This is a genomic window from Vagococcus silagei (genome assembly GCF_004795745.1).
Lineage (GTDB): Bacteria > Bacillota > Bacilli > Lactobacillales > Vagococcaceae > Vagococcus > Vagococcus silagei.
This window is the reverse complement of sequence record NZ_SDGV01000011.1, coordinates 62,316-86,360: the sequence shown is the minus strand read 5'-3', so window position 1 is coordinate 86,360 and position 24,045 is coordinate 62,316. Positions and strand designations below refer to the sequence as shown.

Genomic DNA, 24,045 nt, shown 5'->3' with positions numbered 1-24,045 from the left:
CTTTCATTTTTATATTTTTGAAATTAATTGTTTTTGAATGGATTCATATTTCAAGAGATCATACATTTATTAATTGTCGTATTCTTACCTACTAAAAGTATAAACTATGATGCTAGAACACAGTCAAATTAAAAAGCCCTATGGAATGAGACTATAAAATACTCATGTCATAGGGCTTTATTGAAAAGTGATAGTATATAAAACGCTACAATTTGCTTGCCAACTATGTTTTATATGAATTATTTTACCATCGCTTAAAAGAATCTTAGTAGATCTTCGAGTTGTAGTTTTGCTTTTTCTTCTTGATTAAAGTCTTTTTTGATACACCCCTTCTCAAGTACAATCAAGCGATTACCAAAATTTAACGCATCTTCCATGTGGTGCGTGATCATTAAACAAGTTAAATTTTTCTTTGTTACAAATTTTTGAGTCAATGACATGAGTTGCTTAGCTGTCTTCGGGTCTAGCGCTGCGGTATGTTCATCAAGCAATAATAAATCAGGATCTTTCATTGTTGCCATGAGTAAACTTAGAGCTTGCCTCTGTCCACCAGATAAATTGCCAGTCGGAGTATCGAGATGATTTTCGAGTCCGTTACCGATTGAAGCGCATAAGTCGTGAAAGTAATCTCGATTAGATTTGATTTCACGTCGTTTGAATATTTTACGTTTTTCACCACGCTTCATGGCTAGTGCTAAATTTTCTGCGACGGTCATTCTAGGTGCTGTCCCATTTTTAGGATCCTGAAAGACACGTGCAATATAGGTTGCTCGTTTTTCTTCTGAAAGTTGCGTGATATTCGTTTTGTTTAATTCAATAATTCCCTCTGTCAGCCTTAAGTTACCTGTAATTGCGTTAAAAAGGGTTGATTTTCCAGCGCCATTGCCACCTAAAATAGTAATAAAATCGCCTGGTGCGACAGAAAGGGATAATTGATCCATAATTTTTAATGAGTTATCAAGTTCAATTGAGGCTTGTTTCAGTTCTAATTGCGCCATTATTTAGTACCTCCTTTAAGCACTTTTTTTCTAACTTCTGGGACCATTAAACAGACTGCAAGAATTAATGAAGAGTAGGCTTTTAAATAAGTCGTATCAAAGTTTAATTTGATGACTGATAAAATGAGTAGTTGATAAAGAATACTCCCAATCACGATTGCGATTAAACGCTCGAGTAGTGTTAATTCACCAAAAACGAGTTCACCAATAATAATTGAAGCAAGACCAATCACAATAACTCCTATCCCTTTATTGACATCCGCGTATCCTTCACTTTGGGCAATCAAGGCACCTGATAAAGCGATAATGCCATTTGAAATCACAAGTCCTAGTATTTTCATGGCATCGGTATTAATACCGAGTGATTTGGCCATCATCTCATTATCTCCTGTAGCAATGTAAGCTTGCCCTAATTCTGTATGTAGGAAAAGATATAAAATTGTGATCACGACACTGACAACGATTAAACCAATTAAGATGACATCAAAATTTTGTGGTAAATTTAATTTCTCAATTTTTTTGAAGATAGTTGGTTGATTTAAAAGTGATAAGTTAGGTGATGACATCACGAAGAGCATAACCGAATTTAAAGCACTCATTACCAAAATTCCTGCAAGAATAACAGGTATTTTTCCTTTAGTATAGAGAAATCCTGTGACAAGACCGGCTAACATACCAGCTAGAAATCCAAAAAGTGTTGCTAGAATTGGATTAACTCCTTGTGTGATTGCAGCAACGGTCACTGCACCACCAAGTGGAAAACTACCTTCTGTTGTTAAATCTGGAAAGTTTAAAACACGGAAAGTCAAAAAGATACCGATGCCTAAGACTGACCATAGTAAACCTTGTCCAATTGTTGAAATTAACATATCCTTACCCCTTTTCTTTCAATTGATATTTTTGTAGATGTTCTGGAATTTTAATATTCAATAAATCAGCTTGTTTTTTATTAATCACAATATCTCCATCAGTAAAATGATAGATTGGATAGTTTGCTGGTTCTTTTTTGTGTTCCATAATATTAATGGCCATTTTCGCTGTTTGAACACCTAATTGATATTGATTGACACCGACTGTTGCTAAACCGCCTTGTTCAACCATCGTTGCAACTGGTGGCACAATGGGTAGTTTATATTGATTTGCAACCGAAACAACTGTTTGCATTGCGTTCGCAATCGTATTGTCATTTGGAATCAGCAAGAAATCAACTTCTTTTGCTAAGGCATGTACTGTTTGATTAATTTCATTAGATGATGGCACTGCATAGGGTTTTATTTCTAGATTTAGTTTTTTTGCTTCTCTTTTTGCTTGTTCAACTTGCGTTTTAGAGTTGGCTTCTGATGACGAATATAAAACGCCGACCGTTTTTGCATCTGGAATCAGTTCAAGTGCGAGTGCTAACTGTTTATCAATTGGGGCTGAATCACTGACACCAGTAATATTTCCTCCAGGTCTTTTATTATCTTTAACTAAGCCAGCACCTTTAGGATCTGAGACAGCACCTAAAACAATTGGTACTTCCTTCGTTTGATTAGCTAAGGCTTGTGCTGCGGGTGTGGCAATACCGACTAAAACGTCTGGTTTTTGTTGTAGTAATTGTTGACTCATACTAACAAGCTTGCTTTGATCAGCTTGCCCATTTTGATATTGAATTGAAATATTTTTTTTGTCTTGGTAACCTTCTTTTTCAAGTTCTTCAGTAAAACCACGATAGATTTCATCTAATGCTGGATGACTGACAAATTGTAAAACACCAATTGATAATTTTTGAGTCTCCTTTGTTTGTTCTCTAACTAAGAATTTTTCTTGAACAAAGGAACCGATGATAATAGCAAAGATAATAGTTAAGGCGACAATAATTTTTTTGTTTTTCATTTAACTCTCTCCTTTTTACAATAAAAAAAGACAACGACCTCTTGTTAAAAGTGGTTGTTGTCTCTCAAAAGTTTTGAAATAAAAAACCACATAAATGATAAGTCATCTATGCGGTTTGTTTGACGTGTTTACGGACCTAGCATAGATACAAAAATTTAGAATTGCTCTCTAAAAAGTTGTATCTACTGATAAAAGATACAACTATCTACGCCAGATTTGCCATGAAGTACTATTTAAATGTGAAATTGATTTGTATGTGTATGTTTTCATGACAAGTCCTCTTTTCTTTAATTGATTGGCTTAATACTACGCTTAAATTAAAAAAATGTCAAACATCTTTTTATTCAAATGTTATTTCTTGCGTATCAACTTTTTCATTTTTTGTTGTTGATTCAGTTGTTTCAGGGATAATTTCAGCGTCACCTTCAGTTTTTGAAGATTTATTCTGAACGGGTTCTTTCTGTTTGATTTTGGGATTTAAGATTGTATAAATCGCATCGTTGATCTCTTTTGTGCCATTATCAAGAGTGTTAAAACCAAAAATTGTATCCATTTTTCCTGATTTAAAAGAAACCATATTGTTTTTTTCAGTCAGTTCCATTTCTTTCCAAATTGCTTTTGAATTATAGACGGGTTGATAAACGTATATTGGTTCATCAATACCTTTGACTTTAGCCCCTTTTTTGAGGAACTCTTCGACAGTATCTAGTCCAGGATTATCTTTTGTTTGATACATAAAAACTAAGAAATTATCTTGTGCATCTAGTTTTTTATTGAACTCTGAATCAGTTAGAAAATCGAATTTTATATTTTTCATTTCTAATGCAGTGACTGCCGCAATTTGTTGATTCCGTATTGAGTCTTTGACAAAAATTGACGCAATAAAAAGGATAATTAAAAGAAGAACTGCTCCAAAGAGCCATCTTTTCATTCGTCCTTTTTTTGTTTTATTTTGAGACATACAGCCTGATACCACCTTCATATTAATTAACCATATTATACCCTAACAATTCATAAAATGACATTAAAGTTTCTACTATTTTTTCAGAAATCAATTTAATCCTGAATATCGCTATTTTTTTATCTATTTATAGTATATAATATATGAGTTAACGTTTATAAAAAAATGATTAGGAGCGATTTAAGTGCCTAAAGCGGAAAAAAAATGCCCAAATTGTGGCCATATCTTATCAACTAAACAAGAATTCTGTCCAGAATGTGACTTGTTTGTACCTTTAGATATTTTAGAAGAATCAGAAAAACAAGAAAAACAATCAAAACCTGAAATTAATGAAACAACTGATAAAGTTGAAGAAAAAGAAACTATAAAAGAACAAGGTATCAGTGACGACACTCCTGATTTGAATGAGACTATTGAAATTTCTGAAGATTTTTTCAAACATCGTGTGAGAGCTGATGAAGAAGTTTCTACAGCTAAAACTAGCAACGTTAAAGATGAAGATCCTAAAGTAACTGCTGAAGAAAAAGTAGAATCTGTTCAAGCAGACACTCAAAACACTGTGATGGAAGAAGAAATTATTTCTGAAACGGATGAAGTTATTGAATCTACTGAATCAGAAGCTTCAGATCGTCCACAAATGGATCAAATTCCTATTGTTGATGTTAAAGATGAACCTATTGACGAAACTCATAATACATCATCAAATAATCATGCTGAAAGCCAAACTGCAATTGAACCAATTGAAGAATTATCAATTCCTAAACAAAATACTGATGATGTTGAGATGATGATGCCCCAAGAGCCAAAATCTAATAATAATGTGAAGAAAATTATTGGTGCGGCTGTTGTAGTTGCTGCTGTTAGTGGTGGTGCCTTCTGGTATCAATCATATTCAAATAAACAAGAAGAAAAAGAAAATCAAGCGTTAGTCATTGCCTCAGATACCTCTGTTAAGTCTTTATTCTATAATTCGGAACATGTCTTCTTAAAAGATGGTTTAACAGAAAGTGATATTGAAAAAGCAGAGAAACAGTTAGATAAAATTAAAGCGTTTGACGGCAAAGAATATGATGAACTTGCTGCAGATTTAAAACAGGTTAAGAAAAAATTTAAAGTTCAAAGTAATCTTAATGATCTCTTCTATTCTCCAGTTTTAGATGGAAATAAAGTAAACTTAAAAGCAGAATTGAAAACAGCAGATTCTATTAAGTTAGAAAAAATTGCAAAACCAAAAGATGCCTTTGAAGAAAACTATAATGAAGCACTTGAACATGCTTTAACACAAGAAAAAGAGCATGATGAGGTTCAAAAATTAATGGTCGTTGTCTTTGATCATGATGATGTTGTGACAACTGTAACAAGAGAACAATATGATAAAGCTCTTGCTGCTGTTACTAAAATGCCTGATTCTAAAACAAAAGATGATTATAAAAAACAACTTGATAAAGTGAAAGACTTTTTAGAAAAACAAGAAAAAGCCAATCAAAAAAATACGGCACCCGTCGCTCAAACTGATGCTAACACAACAAATCAGTATACGGCAGCACCACAGCAACAAAACCAAACACCAAATTATGTTGCAAAAGCACCAACAGCTGTTCCGGGACAACGTTGGGGTAACCGTGAAGATAGCTATAAAGATTTTTCTAATCCTGCCTGGGGTTGGAATCCTGGTGTTCAAGAGAAATTTATCCAAGAAGTGTTACAACGTGGCTATGTTGTTGAAGGTGGCTACTCTCTTGTACCTAAATATATTGAAAATGGCGAAGGTTATTATGATTTATATGCTACAACAAATTCAAGACTATTTCCTAAGAGCAAACCTGAAGAATTCCCTATTTACTTAGTGACAGTAAATGTGAAATCTGGTTGGTTTATTGGGAATGGACCTAACTAATTGTAATAAAATCTAAGTAAGAAAGTCACAATTTGCTTTCTTACTTAGATTTTAAATTTAAAGGAGGTTTTGTCATGTCATTTGATGGTTTATTCACCCACTTGATGGTCGATGAATTGAATGAAACGATTGTAAATGGTCGTTTGTCAAAAATACATCAACCTTATGACCATGAATTAATGTTAATCTTTAGAAATCACGGAAAAAACATGACGCTTTTACTTTCCGCACATCCAAGTTTTGCAAGAATTCAATTAACTGAAATAAGTTATAAGAACCCTCAGACACCACCTAATTTTTGTATGACGATGCGTAAGTATCTTGAAGGTAGTATTTTAGAAGCTGTTGAGCAAATTGAGAATGACCGTGTGATTCATTTTACTTTTAGTAGTCGAAATGAATTGGGAGATTTAGAGAATTTATTATTAGTCGTCGAATTAATGGGAAGACATAGTAATCTTCTATTAATTAATCAATCCACAGGTAAAATATTAGATGCGATTAAGCATGTCGGCTCAACACAAAATAGTTATCGCTTAATTTTACCTGGTAGCACTTATCGTGAACCCCCTAAACAAGATCAGATTAATCCATTAACGGTCTCTTCTACCCTACTTCATGAAAAACTAGCGACAGCAGATGAAATAAATACTGGTTTTATTCAGTCTACTTTTCAAGGGTTAGGTAGAGATACTGCAACTGAATTGGCCCTTCGCATTCAAAAAAATCCGAAAGAGAAATTGACAACTTGGACCAGTTTTTTTGAAGAGTGTTTAACTAAGACCAATCCAAGTCTTGTTAATGATGGGAACAAAGAAAACTTTACACCAATAGTTTTTGAGTCTTCAAAAGCTCAAGAGATTCAATCATTTGATTCATTAGGTGAATTACTAGATGCTTTTTATATTGGAAAAGCTGAAAAAGATCGCGTGAAGCAGCAAGCAAATGAATTACTTAAAAAGTTAGCTGCAGACAATAATAAATTAAAAAAGAAAAAGAAAAATCTCGAAAAAGACTTACGTGAAACAGATAAAGCTGATGAATATCGACTTAAAGGCGAACTTCTGACGACTTATTTACATGAAGTGCCCAAAAATGGTACAAAGGTTAGTTTACATAATTATTATACAGATAACCAACTTGTTGATATTACACTTGATCCTTCCCTATCACCTAATCAAAATGCACAAAAATATTTCCATAAGTATCAAAAATTGAAAACAGCTATGATTGAAGTGCAAAAACAACTTGAAATTGCTGATTTTGAGTTGCTATATTTAGAATCAGTGATGGCTCAATTAGATATTGCGCAACCAAGCGATGTTGAAGTCATTCGCGAAGAATTAATTCAACAGAATTATATTAAAGAAAAAAGACAAAACAAGAAAAAGAAACAACAAAAAATGAGTAAACCTGAAGAGTTTATATCTAGAGATGGTACGACTATTTTGGTTGGAAAAAACAATTTACAAAATGATCAACTCACATTAAAAACGGCAAGTAAAAACGATATTTGGTTACATGCTAAGGATATTCCAGGCTCACATGTTATCATTAAAGCAAGTGATCCAAGTGAGGAAACACTATTCGACGCAGCTGTTTTAGCAGCCTATTTTTCTAAATATCGCTTATCTAGTCAGGTTCCAGTAGATTATGTAGCAGTTAAACATATTCGTAAACCAAATGGTGCAAAACCTGGTTATGTTATTTATGAAGGTCAAAAAACACTATATGTTACACCGACCGAAGAACATGTTACATCATTAAAAAAATAATATCACTTAGCTATTCTTTCAATCATAATTTAAAAGAATAGCTTTCTTTACATGATTAAAAAGGAATAATTTTGGAGGAGATAAAATGAATATTACCAAGAAGGCTTTATCTCAAGCATTAAAAGAATTAATGAATCATATGGAATACGACAAAATCACCATCTCTGATGTGACGTCGCAAGCAGGTGTTTCACGAAATACATTTTATTATCATTTTCAAGATATTAATCACCTACTTGAGTGGACTTATGATGTGGAGATTGTTAATGAGTTAGCCGGTTACGAAAATTTGGAAACTTGGAGAGATGGTTTGTTAAGTGTGTTTACTTATACAGAAACAAATCGTAAGTTTTGTTTGAATACTTTTCATTCATTAAGCCGTGATCGTCTGGAAAAGTTTTTGTATCGGATTACTTATGACATGATGATTTCAATTATGAATAAAAAGTACTCCCTTACCCTTCTACCACAAGAGTTAAAATTAGATATTGCTGATTTTTATGGTCGTGCAATTGTTGCTCAAATGATTCACTGGCTGGAAACAAGACTAGAAGAACCGAAGGATGAATTGATTGCCAGAGTTGAAAGAGTGACGACCGGGGTTATTGACTTAATCGTTAAAAAGCATTAAGAGCATTACAAATCATAAATTTTGCCCAAAAATTAAACAAATCATTAAATTTGTCAATGTTGTTTTTTTGAAAAGTTTGTATGATAGGAATGTAACAAACAAACTTTTATTGGGAGGAATTTTTAATGTTTTTCTTTGAAGCAATACCATGGTATTCAGTTTTAATGTGGTTTGTTGTAGTTGGCGGATTAATGCTAATGAATGAACTTGCAAGAATGAACAAATGGGTCGCTATTATTTTATTTACCGTTTTACCAATTATTTTAACAATCTTCGTATGGCCAACTACAGCTGGTCCAGGAAGTAGTACAGGAACTTGGTTCCACTGGGTTAAAGTATACTCTGCTTTAGCTGGCTGTTTAGGTTTCTTAGCGTTAAGATTTATCAAAGGTGCAGAAAACCACAAATTCATGATGGCTTTCCCAGCTTTAATCTTAGCAATTAACATTATGGAAGCAGTTATTCGTGATTTCCAAGTTTATTCTCTACACGGTATGGTTGATGGAGTTTTCATGAACGGTGGCGTTTGGAACATCATGAACGGGGTAGCTGGTATCTTAAACATCCTAACTATTTCAGGTTGGGTTGGTATTCAAATTAGTAAAGATAAACAAAAAGATATGGTTTGGGCCGATCAAATGTGGTTCTGGATCATCGCTTATGATGTTTGGAACTTTGCATATGTTTATAACTGTGTATCTGACCACTCATTCTACGCAGGTCTTGGATTATTAATGTCATGTACAATTCCAGCATTCTTAATCAAAAAAGGAGCTTGGTTACAACACCGTGCTCAAACATTAGCATTCTGGATGATGTTTACAATGACATTCCCAGCATTTGTTGGTGAGTCTAAATTTGCTGTTGCAAGCTCACATAGTAGCACAGCGTTATTCACATTAAGCTTCTTAGCTCTTGCTATTAACATTGCCGTATTTGTTTACCACATCTACCGCATCACGAAATACAAGAAAAATGTTCTTAAAGACGAAGTTTATTCTGGTCTAAAAGGATTTGAAGAAGTAAAACAAAATAACTAATAAAATTGTTAGTTTAAAGGACTGAAGCCTCAACAGCTTCAGTCCTTTTTTAGTGTTTAGCTCTCAAGTTTGCTAATGAGAGATTTTTTATTCTCTACTTCAGATAGCACTCCATCTTCAATTAGGTAGACACGATCACAAAAATCAATCATTCTAAGATCATGCGTCACCATAATTGTCGCTTTGTTTTTTGTTTTTGTCTCGTTTGCTAAAATTTTAACGACATCAAAAGCTTTTTTGGTGTCCAAACTTGCGGTTGGTTCGTCAGCTAAGATAATGGAAGGATTATTATATAATGCTCTCGCAATTGCAACACGTTGCCGCTCGCCTCCAGATAGCTCTTCAGGATATTTATCGACTAATTTCTCGATACCAAGTTCTTTGAATAAACTCGTCTCCATAAATTTTTGTTTTTTGATTTTATCGACTAAAAGCAATTGTTTTTTAACAGTTAGAAAAGGAATCAGTTTGGAGCTTTGCAGAATAAACCCAATTTCTTCAAAGCGCATTTTGGCACGATTTTTTTCTTTAGACTGGCTAAATGGTTCGCCATTTATAAGTACAGTTCCTTCAGTTGGCGTTTGTAAACCTCCAGCAATCGTCAAAAAAGTACTTTTACCGGATCCAGATGGTCCGATTACTGCAATAAACTCACCACGTTCAACTGAGAAATTTGTCTTCTTTAAGGCAACGATAGTCTGACTACCATCACTGAATCGTTTTTCGATGTCTTGAAATTCAATAGCTTTCATATGCTCCCTCCTATCCGATTGCTTTCAGCGGGTCAATTTTTGTGATTGTTCTAACTGAGAATAATGCACCTAGGATTGCGAAAAGAACCATCAGGATACTTATACCGATAAATAAGTATAGATTAATTGTAAATGGGACTTTATTAGGTAATAACACTGCAGTTAGTAAAGTCAGAATGGCACCTAGACAAACAGCTACTGTCGCTAAGATAAATGTTTCGTAAATAACGGATTTTGAGATATATCGATTAGGCACACCTTGAGCCTTCATCACACCAAAAATATCGATTTTTTGCATTGTTAAAACATAGATGAAAATACCAATGACAATAGCCGCAATAACGATCAGAAAGCTGATCATGAAGCCAAAAGTTAGCACCTGTGCACTATATCCAGGTATTTTATTAATAAAGTCTTTCAGACTTTCTGATTTTAAGCTCGAGGGGATGTTCTTCGGTGTTCCTCTGACAACTAATGCATTAACAGGTAGATTATTCGCATGTTTTGCTTCAAGGTTCTCGTAACGAATTTCCTGAAAAGTTTCAGTGGATGTATAAATGACAGGTAATGTATTATATTTTGCATTGTCAGTAAAACCAACTACTTTTAATTTTGTATTATTTCCTGAAATGGCTAATTGGTTATTCAGCTGAATATCATGTTCTTTATTTAAACTATTATCTACCACAACTTCATTTTTTGCATGATACATTTTTCCTGCACTAATATTTGGCTTTAAAAATTGGTTAGATTTAATACCAAAAAAAGCAACATTTAGATTATCTTCTTGCTTGCCTTTAGTTATCACTCCAGGAGTTTGAAGGAGAATTGCTTTTTCTTTGGCGTCTACTTTATTAATGGCTGTTAATGGAATCATCGACATATTTAAGTTATCATTCGCGTCATCAGTCAAAATAATATAATCCGCTTGCCATTTGTCAACGGCAGTACGATTATCCTCAGCTAGACCAAATGCTAAACCGGATAAGAAAAAGACCAGATAAGCAATTAAAAAGATAACACCAGAAACTAAAGAATATCTAAATAGTGCATGCTTAATTTCATTGAATGCTAAAAACATTGTACTCCCTCCTCCTCGCTTGTTGTTAATTTATTATAACACAACCTTTGTAAACGCTTAATCTGTAACCCTCGCCATTTTATTTAACATTAAAAGAAAAAAATCCCTTTAAAGGGATTTTTGATTAGTGCCACTCTTTAGGGTTGGTTTTCCAATTTTTTAAGATTGCCACATCTTCTGCTTGAATATAATTGTTTTCTAGTGCTGTTTCAATTAATTCGGAGTAATTGGTCAAAGTTTCGAAAGCAATTTGATTTTCAGAAAAATTACTTGTACTTTGAGGTAATTCATATGTGAAAATGGCAGCAACGCCTAAAATATTTGCGCCTTCCTGTTCAGCTGCTACACATGCCTCAATGACACTCCCGCCAGTCGATATTAAATCCTCGATGACAACCATTTTTTGACCATTAGTAATTTGACCTTCAATTTGGTTTTTCTTACCGTGATCTTTAGCTTTGCCGCGAATATAAACCATTGGCAAATCTAAGAGTTCTGCAACCCATGCTGCATGAGGAATGCCGGCTGTCGCAGTTCCAGCGATGACTTCAACTTCTGGATATTTTTCTTTGATTAGTTGTGCTAAGCCTTTTGCAATTTCTCTTCTAACTCGTGGAAAACTCATTGTTAGACGATTGTCGCAATAAATAGGACTTTTTAACCCGCTTGCCCATGTAAAAGGTTCATTTGGACTAAGTGCAACTGCTTTAATTTCTAAAAGGTTTTCGGCAATATGTTTCATCTCTATTCATCATTCCATTCTTTTTTTATTTTTAGATAACTTTGATAAGGCGTTTTTGACTGTGTAATCGGTCGTCCTACAACAATATAGGTTGATCCAATTGTTTTGGCTTTAGCTGGTGTGACGACCCTTTTTTGATCGCCAACTGCACTTTCAAGAGGGCGAATGCCTGGAGTTAAACATATAAAATCAGCTTGGGTCATTGCTCTAATTTCTTTGACTTCAAGTGCGGAGCAAACGACACCATCTAAGCCAGACTGTTCTGTTATTTGAGCATAATGTACCACATTTTCAATTAGTGATGTTTGAATCATTTGATCATGTTGCATCTCTGTTTCACTAGTTGATGTCAATTGTGTCACTGCGATTAACCTGGGTCTATTTGCACTAAGACTACCTTCTTCAAGACCTTTACGTGCCGCTTTCATCATCTCCATACCGCCAGCAGCATGGACGTTTGTCATCGCGACACCTAGTCCAGCAATATTTTTCATTGCTGAATATACGGTATTAGGAATATCATGTAACTTCAAATCTAAAAAGATATCATGGCCAAGGGATTTCAACCATGTAACAATTTGTGGTCCTTCTTTGTAAAAAATTTCCATGCCAACTTTAACATAAAGTTGCTCGTCTTGTGGAAAGTGAGCAAGGAAATTTTCAATTTCGGTTTTATTTTTAAAGTCTAAAGCAATTATTGGACGGTTCATTTTCTGCTCTCCCTTACTTCTTCACGTAATTTTTCTAAGCTTGTGATACCTAGTTCATCCATTCTTTGTGGTAAGGCTTCAATGAGTTTGGGACAAATATAAGGATCAGTGAAGTTCATTGTTCCAACAGCAACAGCACTAGCCCCTGCCATGAACATTTCTAGTACGTCGTCAACAGTCGCAACCCCTCCCATTCCGATGATTGGAATATCGACAGCATGTGATACTTGATGAATCATTCGAATTGCAACTGGTTTGATTCCAGGACCGGATAGTCCGCCAGCTCCGTTTGCCAAAACAGGTTGACGTGTATGTAAGTCAAGACGCATACCCAAAAGTGTATTAATCATGGTAATCCCATCTGCACCAGCTCGCTCAACTGCTTGTGCGATTGGAACAATATTTGTGACGTTAGGTGATAATTTGATGTAGACTGGAACTTTTGCGACCTCTTTCACAGCCTTTGTTAATTCGTAGGCAACTTCAGGACTGGTACCAAAGGCAATGCCACCTTCTTTAACATTTGGACATGAGATATTTAATTCTATCGCTTTAACGTTTGGTGCATCACCTATTTTTGCGCAAACGGCAACATATTCATCGACTGAAGAGCCGGCAACATTCGCAATAATTGGTAAATCATATTTTTCTAAAGCCGGTAGTTTTTCTCGCATCACAACTTCAAGGCCTGGATTTTGCAAGCCAATCGCATTTAACATACCAGAGGGTGTCTCAGCCACACGAGGTGTAGGATTTCCCATTCGTTCATCTAATGTTGTTGCTTTTACCATAATGGAGCCAAGGACGCTTAAATCGTAGTATTTGGCATATTCTTCGCCAAAACCAAAACAACCACTCGCTGGAATAATTGGATTTTTTAAGTCTAGTCCAGGTAAATTTACTGCTAAGCGGTTCATATTCTAACCTCCCCATTTTTGAAGACCGGACCGTCTTCACAGACTTTTTTTGTTTTATTTTCTTCAGTTTTACTTTCGCAAACACAGGCATAGCAAGCACCTACGCCACACGCCATTCTTTCTTCCATTGAAAGATAAACATGTTCGATGTCGTTGAATTTTGTTTCAACTGTTTTTAAAAGTGGGATTGGACCACAGGAGAAAACGGCTTTAGGTTTACCGTAGACAGAAACGGCTTGATCAATTAATTGCCCAACGTGTCCTTTTATTCCGTATGAACCGTCATCAGTCGAAATCATTAATGTACCAAGTTGACTGAATTCCCTTTCGTAGAACATGACACTGCGATTGGCAAAGCCGTTCATAAAAATGATTTTCGCATTTTTTTCTTTTAATTCTTTACCTAATTGATATAAAGGAGGAACGCCTATTCCACCACCAATAACAAAAACTAAATCTTGTTCTGCAATAAAATCATGCCCAAAGCCTGTTCCTAATGGACCTAAAACATCAACGCTGTCTTGTGCTTTTAACTGAGCAAGATCCTTAGTGCCATCTCCACTTGCGCGATAGATAATTTGACATTCGTTGTTGTCAGAATCAATATTTGCTAAACTGATTGGACGTCTTAAAATGAGGTCTGTTCGATTCGGTTTGAGATGTAAAAATTGTCCCGCTTCTTTCATCTCCTCTACAAGTTGACCACGTAGTGTCATTTCATAGATGTTTTTTGCAATTTCAATTTGTTTTGTAACAATCATTTGTTCTTGTCGCATTGTTATCTCCTATCTTATTTTTTTGACCAAACAATTTCGCCATTAACCAAAGTTTGTTGGATTTCTCCTGTCACTGTTTCGCCAATGAAAGGTGTGTTATTTGATTTTGAGTTAAAGGAATCGGTAATTTCATAATTCTGATCTAAATTGATTAGTGTGATGTCAGCACTTTTTCCGATCGTCAGTGTACCTGCATCCAGATTAAAAATTTCTGCTGGGGCTTCACTCATCCAGTGAATGACTTGTGTCAGTGTAAATATATTTGTTTTAACAAAGTGGGTATACATTAAAGCGAAGGCTGTTTCACTACCAATAATTCCAAATGGTGCTTGACACATGCTTTGATTTTTTTCTTCATGACTATGTGGTGCGTGATCGGTTGCAATACAATCAATTGTTCCGTCTAATAATCCCTCAATCAAGGCTTTTTGGTCTTCCATAGAGCGTAGTGGCGGATTCATTTTGAATGATCCGTGGTCGTGTGTAATTGCCGTTTCATTTAAAATGAGATGATGGGGACAAACTTCACAGGTTACATGAATGCCATGACGTTTTGCTTGGCGAATGATTTCAACACTTTCTTTAGTTGACACATGGCAAACATGATAATGTACGCCAGTTTCTTGTGCTAAAAGGCAATCTCGAGCAATTTGTGAGGACTCAGTTGCACTCATGATACCAGGTAAATTTAATTCTTTGGATTTTTCACCTAGATGCATGACACCACCAAAGAGTAGTGACTCATCTTCAGTATGAGCAACAATTGGCATCTTCAATCTAGCAGCTTCTTTCATGGCTAAATACATAGCACCTGCTGTTTGTACCCCCACTCCATCGTTTGTGAAGGCAAAAGCCCCCGCCTTTTTCAATGCCTCGAAATCAACCAATTCTTCCGTTTTCAAATCTTTTGTGATGGAAGCATATTGTAAGATTTTAACACTAGCATCTCGAGCAATAATCTGTTGCACTTTTTCAAAGTTTTCAACAGTGTCCGGCACTGGATTTAAGTTTGGCATCGCACAAACAGTTGTAAATCCTCCACTGGCTGCAGAAAGACTACCAGTTGCTATTGTTTCTTTGTACTCGAAGCCTGGTTCACGAAAATGGACATGGACATCAACAAAACCTGGTGCAATTAAATATCCGTGGGCATCAATTACTTCATCAAAATTGATTAAGTTATCATCAAAATATCCGATGCCATTGATTAAGCCATCTTTAATCCAAAGGTCTGTTTTAACTATTTCATTTTGAGGAGTCACTGTGACTCCATTTTTAATTAAGCGATTCATTGTTTTCCTCCTATGCTTTACCGTGTAAGATTGCTTCTAGAATTGCCATTCTCATGAAGACGCCGTTGGCCATTTGTTGTGTGATTCTTGATTGGTAACATTCCACTAAACTATCAGCAAGCTCAACATCGCGATTGACTGGTGCTGGGTGCATAATAATTGCACCAGGCTTCATGTTTTCGGCACGAGTTTCTGTTAAGCCAAACTCGGTATGATAGTTTTCTTTAGAAAATTGTGAGTCATCATCATGTCTTTCATGTTGCACGCGTAGCATCATCATCACATCGACTTCACCAATCACTTCATCAATTGGTTTGAAGGTTCCATATGCTTCGTATTTTTTGTTATACCACTCTTCTGGCCCACAGAAGTACAGTGTCGCCCCTAATCGTTTAAGCATCTTCATGTTAGAATTTGCAACTCGTGAGTGCGTTAAATCACCACATATTGCAATTTTTAAGTTATCGAAGTGACCGAACTCTTCATAGATGGTTAATAAATCAAGTAAACATTGGGTGGGATGATTGCCACTTCCGTCGCCACCATTGATGATTGAAGTTGTAATGGTTTTACTTTCGATTAATTCGTTGTAGTAGTCTTCTTCCCAATGTCGAATGACACAAGCGTGTGCACCAATCGCCGACATTGTCAAAACGGTATCATAAAGGGATTCACCTTTGCTTACCGAACTTGTTTTTGCGTCAAAATCAATGACATCAATTCCCATCTTCTTCTCAGCTACTTCAAAACTTTTATGAGTACGAGTGCTATTCTCAAAAAATAAATTTGATACAAAGTATTGTTGTTTTTCTAATGCTGGTAACTCTCCGTGTTTAAAAGCTTGTGCTCGTTTGATAAGACCCATTACTTCTTGATCACTTAAGGCCTCTGCTGTAAGTAAGTGTTTTAAACTGATTTGTTCTGATGTGATAATCATGATGTCACCCTTCCCTTTTTTGTTAAATTGATTGCTCGTTTTCTATTTCAATTTCACTTTTTGCTTGTTTTGGTAAAACTACATTTAAGATGATGCCGAAAAGTGCTGCTAGAGCCATGCCTGATACTGCAACTGCGCCAATTTCAAATTTCAGTCCGCCAATTCCGACGACAAGAATGACTGATGCAATTAGTAAGTTACGTTTTATATTAAAATCAACTTTATTATCGATTAATATTTTTAAACCACTTGAAGCAATGACCCCAAAGAGAATGAAACTAATGCCGGCAATTACTGGTCCAGGTATACTTTGAATGATAGCTGTTAGTTTCCCGACAAATCCAAGCAAGATAGCCAGAACCCCTGCTCCTCCGATTACAAAGACGCTATGGACTCTTGTAATCGCAAGAACGCCAATGTTTTCTCCGTAACTTGTTACAGGAGGTCCACCGACTAAACCGGCAACAATTTGTGCTAAACCATCGCCCATCAATGTTTTATGTAAGCCCGGATCTTCATAAAAATTTCGTTTTGTTAATTTGTTTAAGACCATCAAATGTCCAATATGCTCAGTCATTGTCACGAAAGCAATGGGTGCCATTGTTAAGATAGCTGTGAGATAAAGTTTAGGTTGGTAGGTTATGAAAGGTGCTTGGAAATCTGGTAGTGCAAACCAAGGTGCGTCAATAATCGGTTGTGTCTCGACGATTCCGAAAAACAAAGCAACAATATATCCAGTTACAATACCTAGTAAGATGGGAATGAGTCCTAGAAAGCCTTTAAGGTACATGTTAAATATGATGGTAACCGCTAGTGTAATGAGAGCTACGATGATATATTTGACGTTGTATAATTGTTCACCATTTTTTAACGTTTCATACATGGCTTGGTTCGCAGTGTTGGCTGCTAGTCCTAATCCGATAACCATGACGACTGGTCCGACAACAATTGGTGGAAGTAAAGCATCTAACCACGCTGAACCAGCTTTTTTGACAATCGCAGATACAATGAGATAAACCAGTCCTGTTGTGACAGCTCCTAAAGCAATTGCTGGGTAACCATCTTGTTTCATCAACATTTGCATTGCTGCGATAAAAGCGAAACTACTACCTAAATATGCAGGTATTTTTCCTTTGGTAACGAAAAGATAAACTAATGTGCCAAGACCTGAACTAAAAAGTGCGATTCCGGGATTGATTCCAACGAGTATTGGGACAAGAACGGTTGCACCAAACATTGTAAATAAATGTTGTAAACTTAAACCAAGCCATTTTAAACCATGTGGTCGGTCGTGAATATCTAAGACCACATCCGGATTTCTAAATTGTTTTTCTGCCATTACATATCTTCTCCTTTTTCTATAAAAAAATGCCCTGTTTCGCTAGAAACAAGGCATATAAGTATACACTTCAATCCTTATATAGATTGAAATATTTCCTTGCTTTTTCTAGTCTCTCTGTACTTGATTAAAAAGCTTATATTTAATTTTTAGATTTTAACAAGATGCTGTCTAATTCATCGACTTCTGTCATGCGGACAACAACTTGTTCTGTTTTTGACGTCGGAATATTTTTTCCAATATAGTCTGGGCGGATGGGTAACTCTCGGTGACCACGATCCACTAAAACACCTAATGAAATTTTACTTGGACGCCCAATATCCATGATAGCATCCAGTGCTGCCCGAATTGTGCGACCTGTAAAGATTACATCATCAATCAAAATGACTTCTTTACCATCGATTGGAAACAGAACATTTGTGGCATTGAGTATTGGTTCAGTATCATCTGCCACGTGGTGATCATCTCGATAAAGTGTAATATCTAACTCACCAACGGGTATATCATGACCTTCCAATTCTTTCAGACGTTGACTAATACGATTGGCGATAAAAATGCCGCGCGTCTTAATGCCGATTAAAACGACATTATCAATATTTTTATTTCGTTCAATAATTTCATAAGTCATACGCGTTAACGTGCGTTTCATAGTCATACCATCAATAATTTCTTTAGACTTTGTCATTTTTATTCCCCTTTCCTTGTTCCAATAAAAAAACTCTTACCTAAAGTTAGAGGTAAGAGTGTATCTTGAATAAATGATTGTTAAAATGTGTGCCACACATCATTTTAAACATCAACGGATACCTTTCGAGCCTCTCTGGACTGCCATTAAAGGATACAAATATTTAACTATATAGACTTTACCCTATTATGAGGCAAAAATCAATTCATTTCGCGTAATTTTTTTAATTCTACGGCAAATACTTCAGGAATATCACTTGAGAATGTTAATAATTCATGTGTTGTAGGATGTTCAAAGCCAATTGTTTTAGCATGTAAAAATTGACCATTCCCTTTTAATGTTTTACGGGGACCATACATTGGATCGCCAGCAATTGGATAGCCAATATAATTGAGATGCACTCTAATTTGGTGTGTCCGACCTGTTTCTAATTGACATTCAATTAGCGTAAAATCATTAAAGCGCTCTAAGACCTCAAAATGAGTTAAAGCAGGCTTACCATCAGCAACAACAGCTTGTTTTTGGCGGTTTTCTTTACTTCTGCCAATTGGTGCCTCAATTGTTCCTTTATCATGAGGAATTTCACCATGAACTAAAGCAACGTATTTTCGTAGTGCTTTACGTTCCTTTAATTGGTCGGATAAGAATAAATGCGCTTGATCATTTTTAGCAACCATTAATAACCCAGAAGTATCTTTATCAATTCGGTGAACGATCCCTGGTCGAATAACATCATTAATCGCTGATAGATCTTTACAATGATATAGTAAGGCATTGACTAAAGTGCCATTAGGGTGACCCGCTGATGGATGGACAACCATGCCTTGCGGTTTATTAATGACAATGACGTCATCATCTTCATAAATAATATCTAAAGGTATATCCTCTGCGATTAGTTCAAGTTCTTTTACTTCAGGAATTTGAATGGTAATGTCGTCATGTTCTTTAACTTTATAGTTAGCTTTTACAGGTTCCTGATTGACTGAAACAAGACTTTCTTTTAACCAACTTTGAATTTGTGATCTCGAATAGGCATCGAAAACTTGTGTTAATACTTTATCAATTCGGCCTGCTTCATCTTTGATCGTATAAAATAGTGATTCCATTAAATAACTCCAGTCGTTTTTTTATTTCGGTTTATTGACAGGCTCATCATTAAATGTAGCTGAGATGCTGCCGTCTTCATTTTCTGACGCGACAACTAAATATAGTTTCTTATCAGGATGTTCTTCAGTTGTGTAACTTGTATCATCATTTTCTTTATTGTTGAATTCTTCCCATGATGGAAATGTTTCTTTGTATTCTTTCACATTTTTACGTTTTTCTTTTACTTTTTTAGCTATTTTTTTAGCTTCCTCAGCTTCTTTAGCTAATTCTTCTTTTTGAATGACGACTGTACCAGTATCAGTTGCAACTTTATCTGGAGCTTTTGTTTGTTGAACTTGTGTGTAGTAAAAATAGCCACCGCCACCAATTAAAATAATAAAAATTAAGACACTAAAAAATTTTTTCATGTTCTCACCTCTTAGTTTTCAGTATGTAGGACACCTGTTACAATTTTGGCAACACTTTGCTCTAAATCGTTCAACGGAATAATTCTAGCTTTACGCATATATTCTTGGCCCTCTACAAATAATAATGTTACAGGAACTGTCATAATTTGAAAAGCACCAGCAACTTCAGGTATTTCTAGAGTATTTACTTCAAGAAATAAAACATCATTTTGATAGGTTGATAATTTTTTTTCGATTTGTGGTTTTAAACTATGACAAACGCTACAGCCTGGTTGTCCAAAGTAAACAAAAACTAATTTATTTTGCTTAATTTTTTCTTCAAGCGATTGAATATCTGAAATTTTTTGAAACATACAATCCCGCCTTCTTTATTCACTACCTCTATTGTAATGAAAAAGATAGGAAAAACCAATCATTTTGTTTAGTCAGTAGTTACTGATTTCAAAATAAGAGTTGTATTCAACGATTCAATGATATTATTTTCAACTAAATACTCATAAATACAGATTTTTAATAAAAAATTCTGATCTGAGGAAGATAGATTGATATTATCCAAACCTCTTATTAGTTTTTTGATTTCGCTAAAGAACACTGAAAAATCAAGTGACTGACAGGCATTATCTTCCAAAATATAGTTAGGTTGATACTGTCCTGCTTCTATTTTTAAATATGAATAATCTGCCATTAGCGACAAAAAGATATCTGTTTTGTCGGAACCAATTGTTCGACCTTTATTTAAACGACGTATTTTTCTGTCGATGTAAGAAAAAAAGAATGAAGGATTGACATCGCCAATATCTGTATAAGTTTTTAAAAATTCCTTTGGAAATAAGTGTTCTGAAATCTGTAAATAATTAAAATAATCGCTAATTGTTTCTTGAAATTCAGGCATACTTTTACGAACAACGGTCCAATGATATTCGTTTCCACTCAGTCTACTTAAATGAATAGGTAAATTTAAGTGATAATTAAGAGTGTCATTATTTTCGAAGTAAAAATATGTATCCTCTAAGGGAAACATTTCGTTTAAAGCCACTAAGAATTGACTTGTAAATACTTGATTATATTCCCACTTGGTCAAGTCTTGATGACTAAAAAATTCTTTCAAAGTTAAATTAAATAAATCAAAATCCTCTGGTCTAATTTTTGTTTTAGTTAATTGATACAAGCCATGGTGACGTTCAATGATCTTTAATGCAACTAACGCTTCCATATATTGATCTGAAATTGAAATAGTAGGATTTTGTCGCTTTATGTCTCTTAACGTCACTTTTGGGTGCGTGGATAAGTAAGAGATAATCGGAAAAAAGCAAGGGTCGGCAGATGCTTCAACTGCTTGTTTTGAAAATGATGTTGGATTTAGTAAGAACATGCCACGTCTCCTTATGAATAATTTCAGGCTAGGAATTTAAAACTCCTAGCCTGACAATAATTGTTTTAATTAATTAAAAGCATTTGTTAATGGTGGTACGACTTGTTTTTTACGAGATACCACACCTTTTAGTAAAGCTGTATTGTTTTCAAGTTTAACGTCAAAAGCATTTTCAACTTTATCTGTTGCGTCACCAATGACTAATGCAACTGAATCACTATCTAAAATGTTAGTAATGATTAAGACAAATAAATCATAGCCATTTTCTTTATTAGATGTTGCCATTGCAGACTCTAATTCGGTTTGTCTTGATAATAAATCATTTACATCAACCGTATTTACTTGACCAATTCTAACGTTTAAACCACCCATAGGGAAGCTTTTAGCGTCAGCATCAATTAACTCTTCGCTTGATTTATCTGTAAGGTTTGTACCCGCTTTTAACATGTCTAATCCATAAGTTTCAGGATTTACACCAGCAATTTCAGCTAATTCTTTAGCCGCTGCTACATCTTCATCAGTACAAGTTGGTGATTTGAATAATAATGAATCAGAAATGATTGCAGAAAGCATCAAACCAGCAATCTCTTTAGGGATTGCAATATTTTTTTCTTTATATAGTTTTAAAATAATCGTGTTTGTACAACCAACTGGTTCAGCACGGTAATACAAAGGGTTTGCTGTTTCAAAGTTTGCAATGCGGTGATGATCGACAACCGCTAAAACTTCAACATCTTTAATATCTGCAACACTTTGTTGCGCTTCGTTGTGGTCAACTAGCATTACTTGATTTGTTTCATTTGCTACCGTTGTAACAACACGTGGTGCATCCACTTTAAAATAATTCAAGGCAAAGGCAGTTTCTTCATTAACTTCGCCTAATGCGACAGCTTCCGCTTCTACACCTAATTGATTTTGTAAGTAAGCAAATGAAATTGCTGATGTAATCGCATCCGTATCAGGATTTTGATGACCAAAAATAAGTACTTTTGTCATATTTTATTCCTCCAATATTATGTTTCATACTGAGTATTATAACATATTTTTATTGGCTTGAACGGATTAAGAAATAATTTTTAAACCAATTGCTGAAATCAAAATTAAGGCAATAAAAATGATCCGTTTTATGTTTTTTGATTCACCATAAAAGATAATACCTAGTACAGCGCCACCTGATGCTCCAATACCGGTCCATACAGCATAAGCAGTACTCATTGGTAAAGATTCCATTGCATAACTAAGTAACACGAAACTTCCGACGAAAAAGGCGATTAATAGACCTAAGTTTTTCTTGGTTTTATTTTTTAAATATGTATTAATTGCATTGACACCAAGCATCTCAAAAAGTCCTGCAATAATTAAACTAATCCATGCCATGATTTATTGCCCTCCTTCATTCTGTTTTTCTTCTGTTGACATTTTAAGTCCAACTACACCAAAAATTAACAATGCAATAAAAAAGACTTTTGCTAGTGTAATACTTTCATTAAACAATAGCGCACCTGTTACTACTGTTCCAACCGTACCCAAACCAACGAAAACGGCATAAACTGTACCAACTGGAATTCTTTCCCCTGCTTTAATCATCAAATAGAAACTTGCGAAAATTGCAACGATTGTTAATCCCCATTCGATTACATTTGTTGCATGTTTCAGGCCAATGACCCAACTTACTTCAAAGATTGCCGCGACGACAACTTGAATCCATGGATTCTTAAACATATATTCTCTCTCCTTAAAAAAATTATATAAAAAAGCCTGAGAAATGTATAATCACTTATACATCTCCCAGGCTTTTCTCCTTCCGTGTGCACAGTTAGCTAAAACTGTGGGTTTTCACTTGGACCAGACTTAAAAATGTTACTTCTTAACGGAACCCTAGAAAACACGATATTAGTATTTACTTTATCGCTAAATCACTTCATTCGATTATAGTAAATTACATTTCAAAAATCAAATCTTTTTTCTTAATTTTTACTTTGATGTGTTAAATAGCCTTGATAGTCATCAACATGTAATAATTTTTTCGCATTTTCAACACGCTCTGAAGTAGGTGGTTCGATTCCTTTTAATGGATAATCTAAGCCAAGATCTTCCCATTTGAAGATACCCATTGTGTGATAAGGTAAAACTTCTACTTTATCTACGTTATTTAGTGTTTTGATAAAAGCATCTAGTCGAACTAAAAACTCATCATAATCTGTTCTTTGAGGAACCAAGACATGGCGAATCCAGACAGGTTTATTTATTTCTGATAAATACTTAGCCATTTCTAAAATACTATCATTTGGATTCATCGTTAATTTTTTATGGCCTTCATTATCAATATGTTTGATATCAAACAATAACATATCAGTATATTTCATTAGTTCATTAAACTTGCTAAAGAAAGGCTCTTCATAAGTAAATGGTCGACCACAAGTATCGATTGTTGTATGTATACCTAAGGCTTTGGCTTTTTTGAAAAGATCAGTTAGAAAGTCTAATTGTAGTAAAGGTTCCCCTCCACTGACAGTAATACCACCTTCTTCTCCCCAATAACCGCGATATTTTAATGCTTCTTCAATCACTTCATCAGTGGTCACTTCACGTCCGCCACCAATTTTCCAAGTATCAGGATTATGACAAAATTCGCAACGCATTTTACAACCTTGAGTAAAAACAATAAAACGCACACCCGGTCCGTCTACCGTTCCGAAATTTTCTGTTGAATGAATTCTACCTTTTACTGGTTCTGTCATGATGATTCCC

Annotated in this window: 26 protein-coding genes and 1 riboswitch; of the genes, 4 read left to right on the top strand and 22 right to left on the bottom strand. The window is 34.9% G+C overall.

The annotated features are described in order from the left end of the window. Positions 1–254: 254 nt before the first annotated feature. From ESZ54_RS04825 to ESZ54_RS04810, 4 genes are all read right to left on the bottom strand, one after another. On the bottom strand, positions 255–1,001 hold the full coding sequence (locus ESZ54_RS04825) for an ABC transporter ATP-binding protein (protein ID WP_204249511.1): 747 nt from the start codon (positions 999–1,001) through the stop codon (positions 255–257). After that, positions 998–1,867: an ABC transporter permease gene (locus ESZ54_RS04820; protein WP_136136555.1), complete on the bottom strand. Its 870-nt coding sequence runs from the start codon at positions 1,865–1,867 to the stop codon at positions 998–1,000. The genes ESZ54_RS04825 and ESZ54_RS04820 overlap by 4 nt, the downstream gene beginning before the upstream one ends. Before the next feature lie 4 nt (positions 1,868–1,871). Then, the gene (gene trpX, locus ESZ54_RS04815; protein WP_136136554.1) at positions 1,872–2,873 is read right to left on the bottom strand and encodes a tryptophan ABC transporter substrate-binding protein; all 1,002 of its coding nucleotides are present in this window, start codon (positions 2,871–2,873) and stop codon (positions 1,872–1,874) included. A 340-nt stretch (positions 2,874–3,213) separates the two neighbouring features. After that, on the bottom strand, positions 3,214–3,834 hold the full coding sequence (locus ESZ54_RS04810) for a hypothetical protein (protein WP_136136553.1): 621 nt from the start codon (positions 3,832–3,834) through the stop codon (positions 3,214–3,216). Positions 3,835–4,018: 184 nt separating this feature from the next. On the opposite strand from ESZ54_RS04810, the gene ESZ54_RS04805 reads away from it, so the two are divergent. From ESZ54_RS04805 to ESZ54_RS04790, 4 genes are all read left to right on the top strand, one after another. Further along, a complete protein-coding gene (locus tag ESZ54_RS04805) occupies positions 4,019–5,731 on the top strand; it encodes a cell division site-positioning protein MapZ family protein (RefSeq protein WP_136136552.1) in 1,713 nt (570 codons plus the stop codon). Positions 5,732–5,805: 74 nt separating this feature from the next. Then, positions 5,806–7,506, top strand: coding sequence for an NFACT RNA binding domain-containing protein (locus ESZ54_RS04800; RefSeq protein ID WP_136136551.1), 1,701 nt, complete (start codon positions 5,806–5,808; stop codon positions 7,504–7,506). 85 nt (positions 7,507–7,591) lie between these two features. Further along, positions 7,592–8,137 carry a TetR/AcrR family transcriptional regulator C-terminal domain-containing protein gene (locus ESZ54_RS04795; protein WP_136136550.1) on the top strand — a complete coding sequence of 182 codons (546 nt, stop codon included), beginning with the start codon at positions 7,592–7,594 and terminating at the stop codon, positions 8,135–8,137. Between the two features lie 125 nt (positions 8,138–8,262). After that, a complete protein-coding gene (locus tag ESZ54_RS04790; RefSeq protein WP_136136549.1) occupies positions 8,263–9,177 on the top strand; it encodes a DUF5692 family protein in 915 nt (304 codons plus the stop codon). 56 nt (positions 9,178–9,233) lie between these two features. On the opposite strand, the gene ESZ54_RS04785 is transcribed toward ESZ54_RS04790, so the two are convergent. From ESZ54_RS04785 to pflA, 18 genes are all read right to left on the bottom strand, one after another. Beyond that, entirely contained in the window at positions 9,234–9,929 is a 696-nt protein-coding gene (locus ESZ54_RS04785; RefSeq protein ID WP_136136548.1) for an ABC transporter ATP-binding protein, read from the bottom strand. A 10-nt stretch (positions 9,930–9,939) separates the two neighbouring features. Next, a complete protein-coding gene (locus ESZ54_RS04780; protein ID WP_136136547.1) occupies positions 9,940–11,010 on the bottom strand; it encodes an ABC transporter permease in 1,071 nt (356 codons plus the stop codon). A 124-nt stretch (positions 11,011–11,134) separates the two neighbouring features. After that, positions 11,135–11,752, bottom strand: coding sequence for an orotate phosphoribosyltransferase (pyrE, locus tag ESZ54_RS04775; protein ID WP_136136546.1), 618 nt, complete (start codon positions 11,750–11,752; stop codon positions 11,135–11,137). Between the two features lie 2 nt (positions 11,753–11,754). Continuing rightward, positions 11,755–12,462, bottom strand: coding sequence for an orotidine-5'-phosphate decarboxylase (pyrF, locus tag ESZ54_RS04770; protein ID WP_136136545.1), 708 nt, complete (start codon positions 12,460–12,462; stop codon positions 11,755–11,757). Next, positions 12,459–13,379: a dihydroorotate dehydrogenase gene (locus ESZ54_RS04765; protein ID WP_136136544.1), complete on the bottom strand. Its 921-nt coding sequence runs from the start codon at positions 13,377–13,379 to the stop codon at positions 12,459–12,461. The genes pyrF and ESZ54_RS04765 overlap by 4 nt, the downstream gene beginning before the upstream one ends. After that, positions 13,376–14,155 (bottom strand): dihydroorotate dehydrogenase electron transfer subunit, encoded by a 780-nt coding sequence (locus tag ESZ54_RS04760; protein ID WP_136136543.1) that lies wholly within the window; start codon positions 14,153–14,155, stop codon positions 13,376–13,378. Before ESZ54_RS04760 ends, ESZ54_RS04765 begins: the two co-directional genes overlap by 4 nt. A 14-nt stretch (positions 14,156–14,169) precedes the next feature. Then, positions 14,170–15,447 carry a dihydroorotase gene (locus tag ESZ54_RS04755; RefSeq protein WP_136136542.1) on the bottom strand — a complete coding sequence of 426 codons (1,278 nt, stop codon included), beginning with the start codon at positions 15,445–15,447 and terminating at the stop codon, positions 14,170–14,172. A 10-nt stretch (positions 15,448–15,457) separates the two neighbouring features. Continuing rightward, positions 15,458–16,384 (bottom strand): aspartate carbamoyltransferase catalytic subunit, encoded by a 927-nt coding sequence (locus ESZ54_RS04750; RefSeq protein ID WP_136136541.1) that lies wholly within the window; start codon positions 16,382–16,384, stop codon positions 15,458–15,460. A gap of 22 nt (positions 16,385–16,406) precedes the next feature. Continuing rightward, entirely contained in the window at positions 16,407–17,723 is a 1,317-nt protein-coding gene (gene uraA, locus ESZ54_RS04745) for a uracil permease (protein ID WP_136136540.1), read from the bottom strand. A 142-nt stretch (positions 17,724–17,865) separates the two neighbouring features. Then, the gene (gene pyrR, locus ESZ54_RS04740; RefSeq protein ID WP_136136539.1) at positions 17,866–18,408 is read right to left on the bottom strand and encodes a bifunctional pyr operon transcriptional regulator/uracil phosphoribosyltransferase PyrR; all 543 of its coding nucleotides are present in this window, start codon (positions 18,406–18,408) and stop codon (positions 17,866–17,868) included. Between the two features lie 200 nt (positions 18,409–18,608). Further along, complete coding sequence (locus ESZ54_RS04735) at positions 18,609–19,514, bottom strand: RluA family pseudouridine synthase (protein ID WP_136136538.1); 906 nt, start codon at positions 19,512–19,514, stop codon at positions 18,609–18,611. A gap of 21 nt (positions 19,515–19,535) precedes the next feature. Beyond that, the gene (locus ESZ54_RS04730) at positions 19,536–19,922 is read right to left on the bottom strand and encodes a hypothetical protein (protein WP_136136537.1); all 387 of its coding nucleotides are present in this window, start codon (positions 19,920–19,922) and stop codon (positions 19,536–19,538) included. Positions 19,923–19,933: 11 nt separating this feature from the next. Then, the gene (locus tag ESZ54_RS04725; RefSeq protein WP_136136536.1) at positions 19,934–20,275 is read right to left on the bottom strand and encodes a thioredoxin family protein; all 342 of its coding nucleotides are present in this window, start codon (positions 20,273–20,275) and stop codon (positions 19,934–19,936) included. A 68-nt stretch (positions 20,276–20,343) separates the two neighbouring features. After that, positions 20,344–21,294, bottom strand: a complete 951-nt coding sequence (locus ESZ54_RS04720) for a DUF1803 domain-containing protein (RefSeq protein WP_136136535.1) — start codon at positions 21,292–21,294, stop codon at positions 20,344–20,346. 69 nt (positions 21,295–21,363) lie between these two features. Beyond that, positions 21,364–22,290 (bottom strand): manganese-dependent inorganic pyrophosphatase, encoded by a 927-nt coding sequence (locus tag ESZ54_RS04715; RefSeq protein ID WP_136136534.1) that lies wholly within the window; start codon positions 22,288–22,290, stop codon positions 21,364–21,366. Between the two features lie 66 nt (positions 22,291–22,356). After that, positions 22,357–22,671, bottom strand: a complete 315-nt coding sequence (locus ESZ54_RS04710) for a DMT family transporter (protein ID WP_136136533.1) — start codon at positions 22,669–22,671, stop codon at positions 22,357–22,359. 3 nt (positions 22,672–22,674) lie between these two features. Continuing rightward, on the bottom strand, positions 22,675–23,016 hold the full coding sequence (locus ESZ54_RS04705) for a DMT family transporter (RefSeq protein WP_136136532.1): 342 nt from the start codon (positions 23,014–23,016) through the stop codon (positions 22,675–22,677). 61 nt (positions 23,017–23,077) lie between these two features. Next, positions 23,078–23,187, bottom strand: a riboswitch (guanidine-I (ykkC/yxkD leader). A 74-nt stretch (positions 23,188–23,261) separates the two neighbouring features. Beyond that, positions 23,262–24,035: a pyruvate formate-lyase-activating protein gene (gene pflA / locus ESZ54_RS04700; RefSeq protein ID WP_136136531.1), complete on the bottom strand. Its 774-nt coding sequence runs from the start codon at positions 24,033–24,035 to the stop codon at positions 23,262–23,264. Positions 24,036–24,045 lie beyond the last annotated feature (10 nt).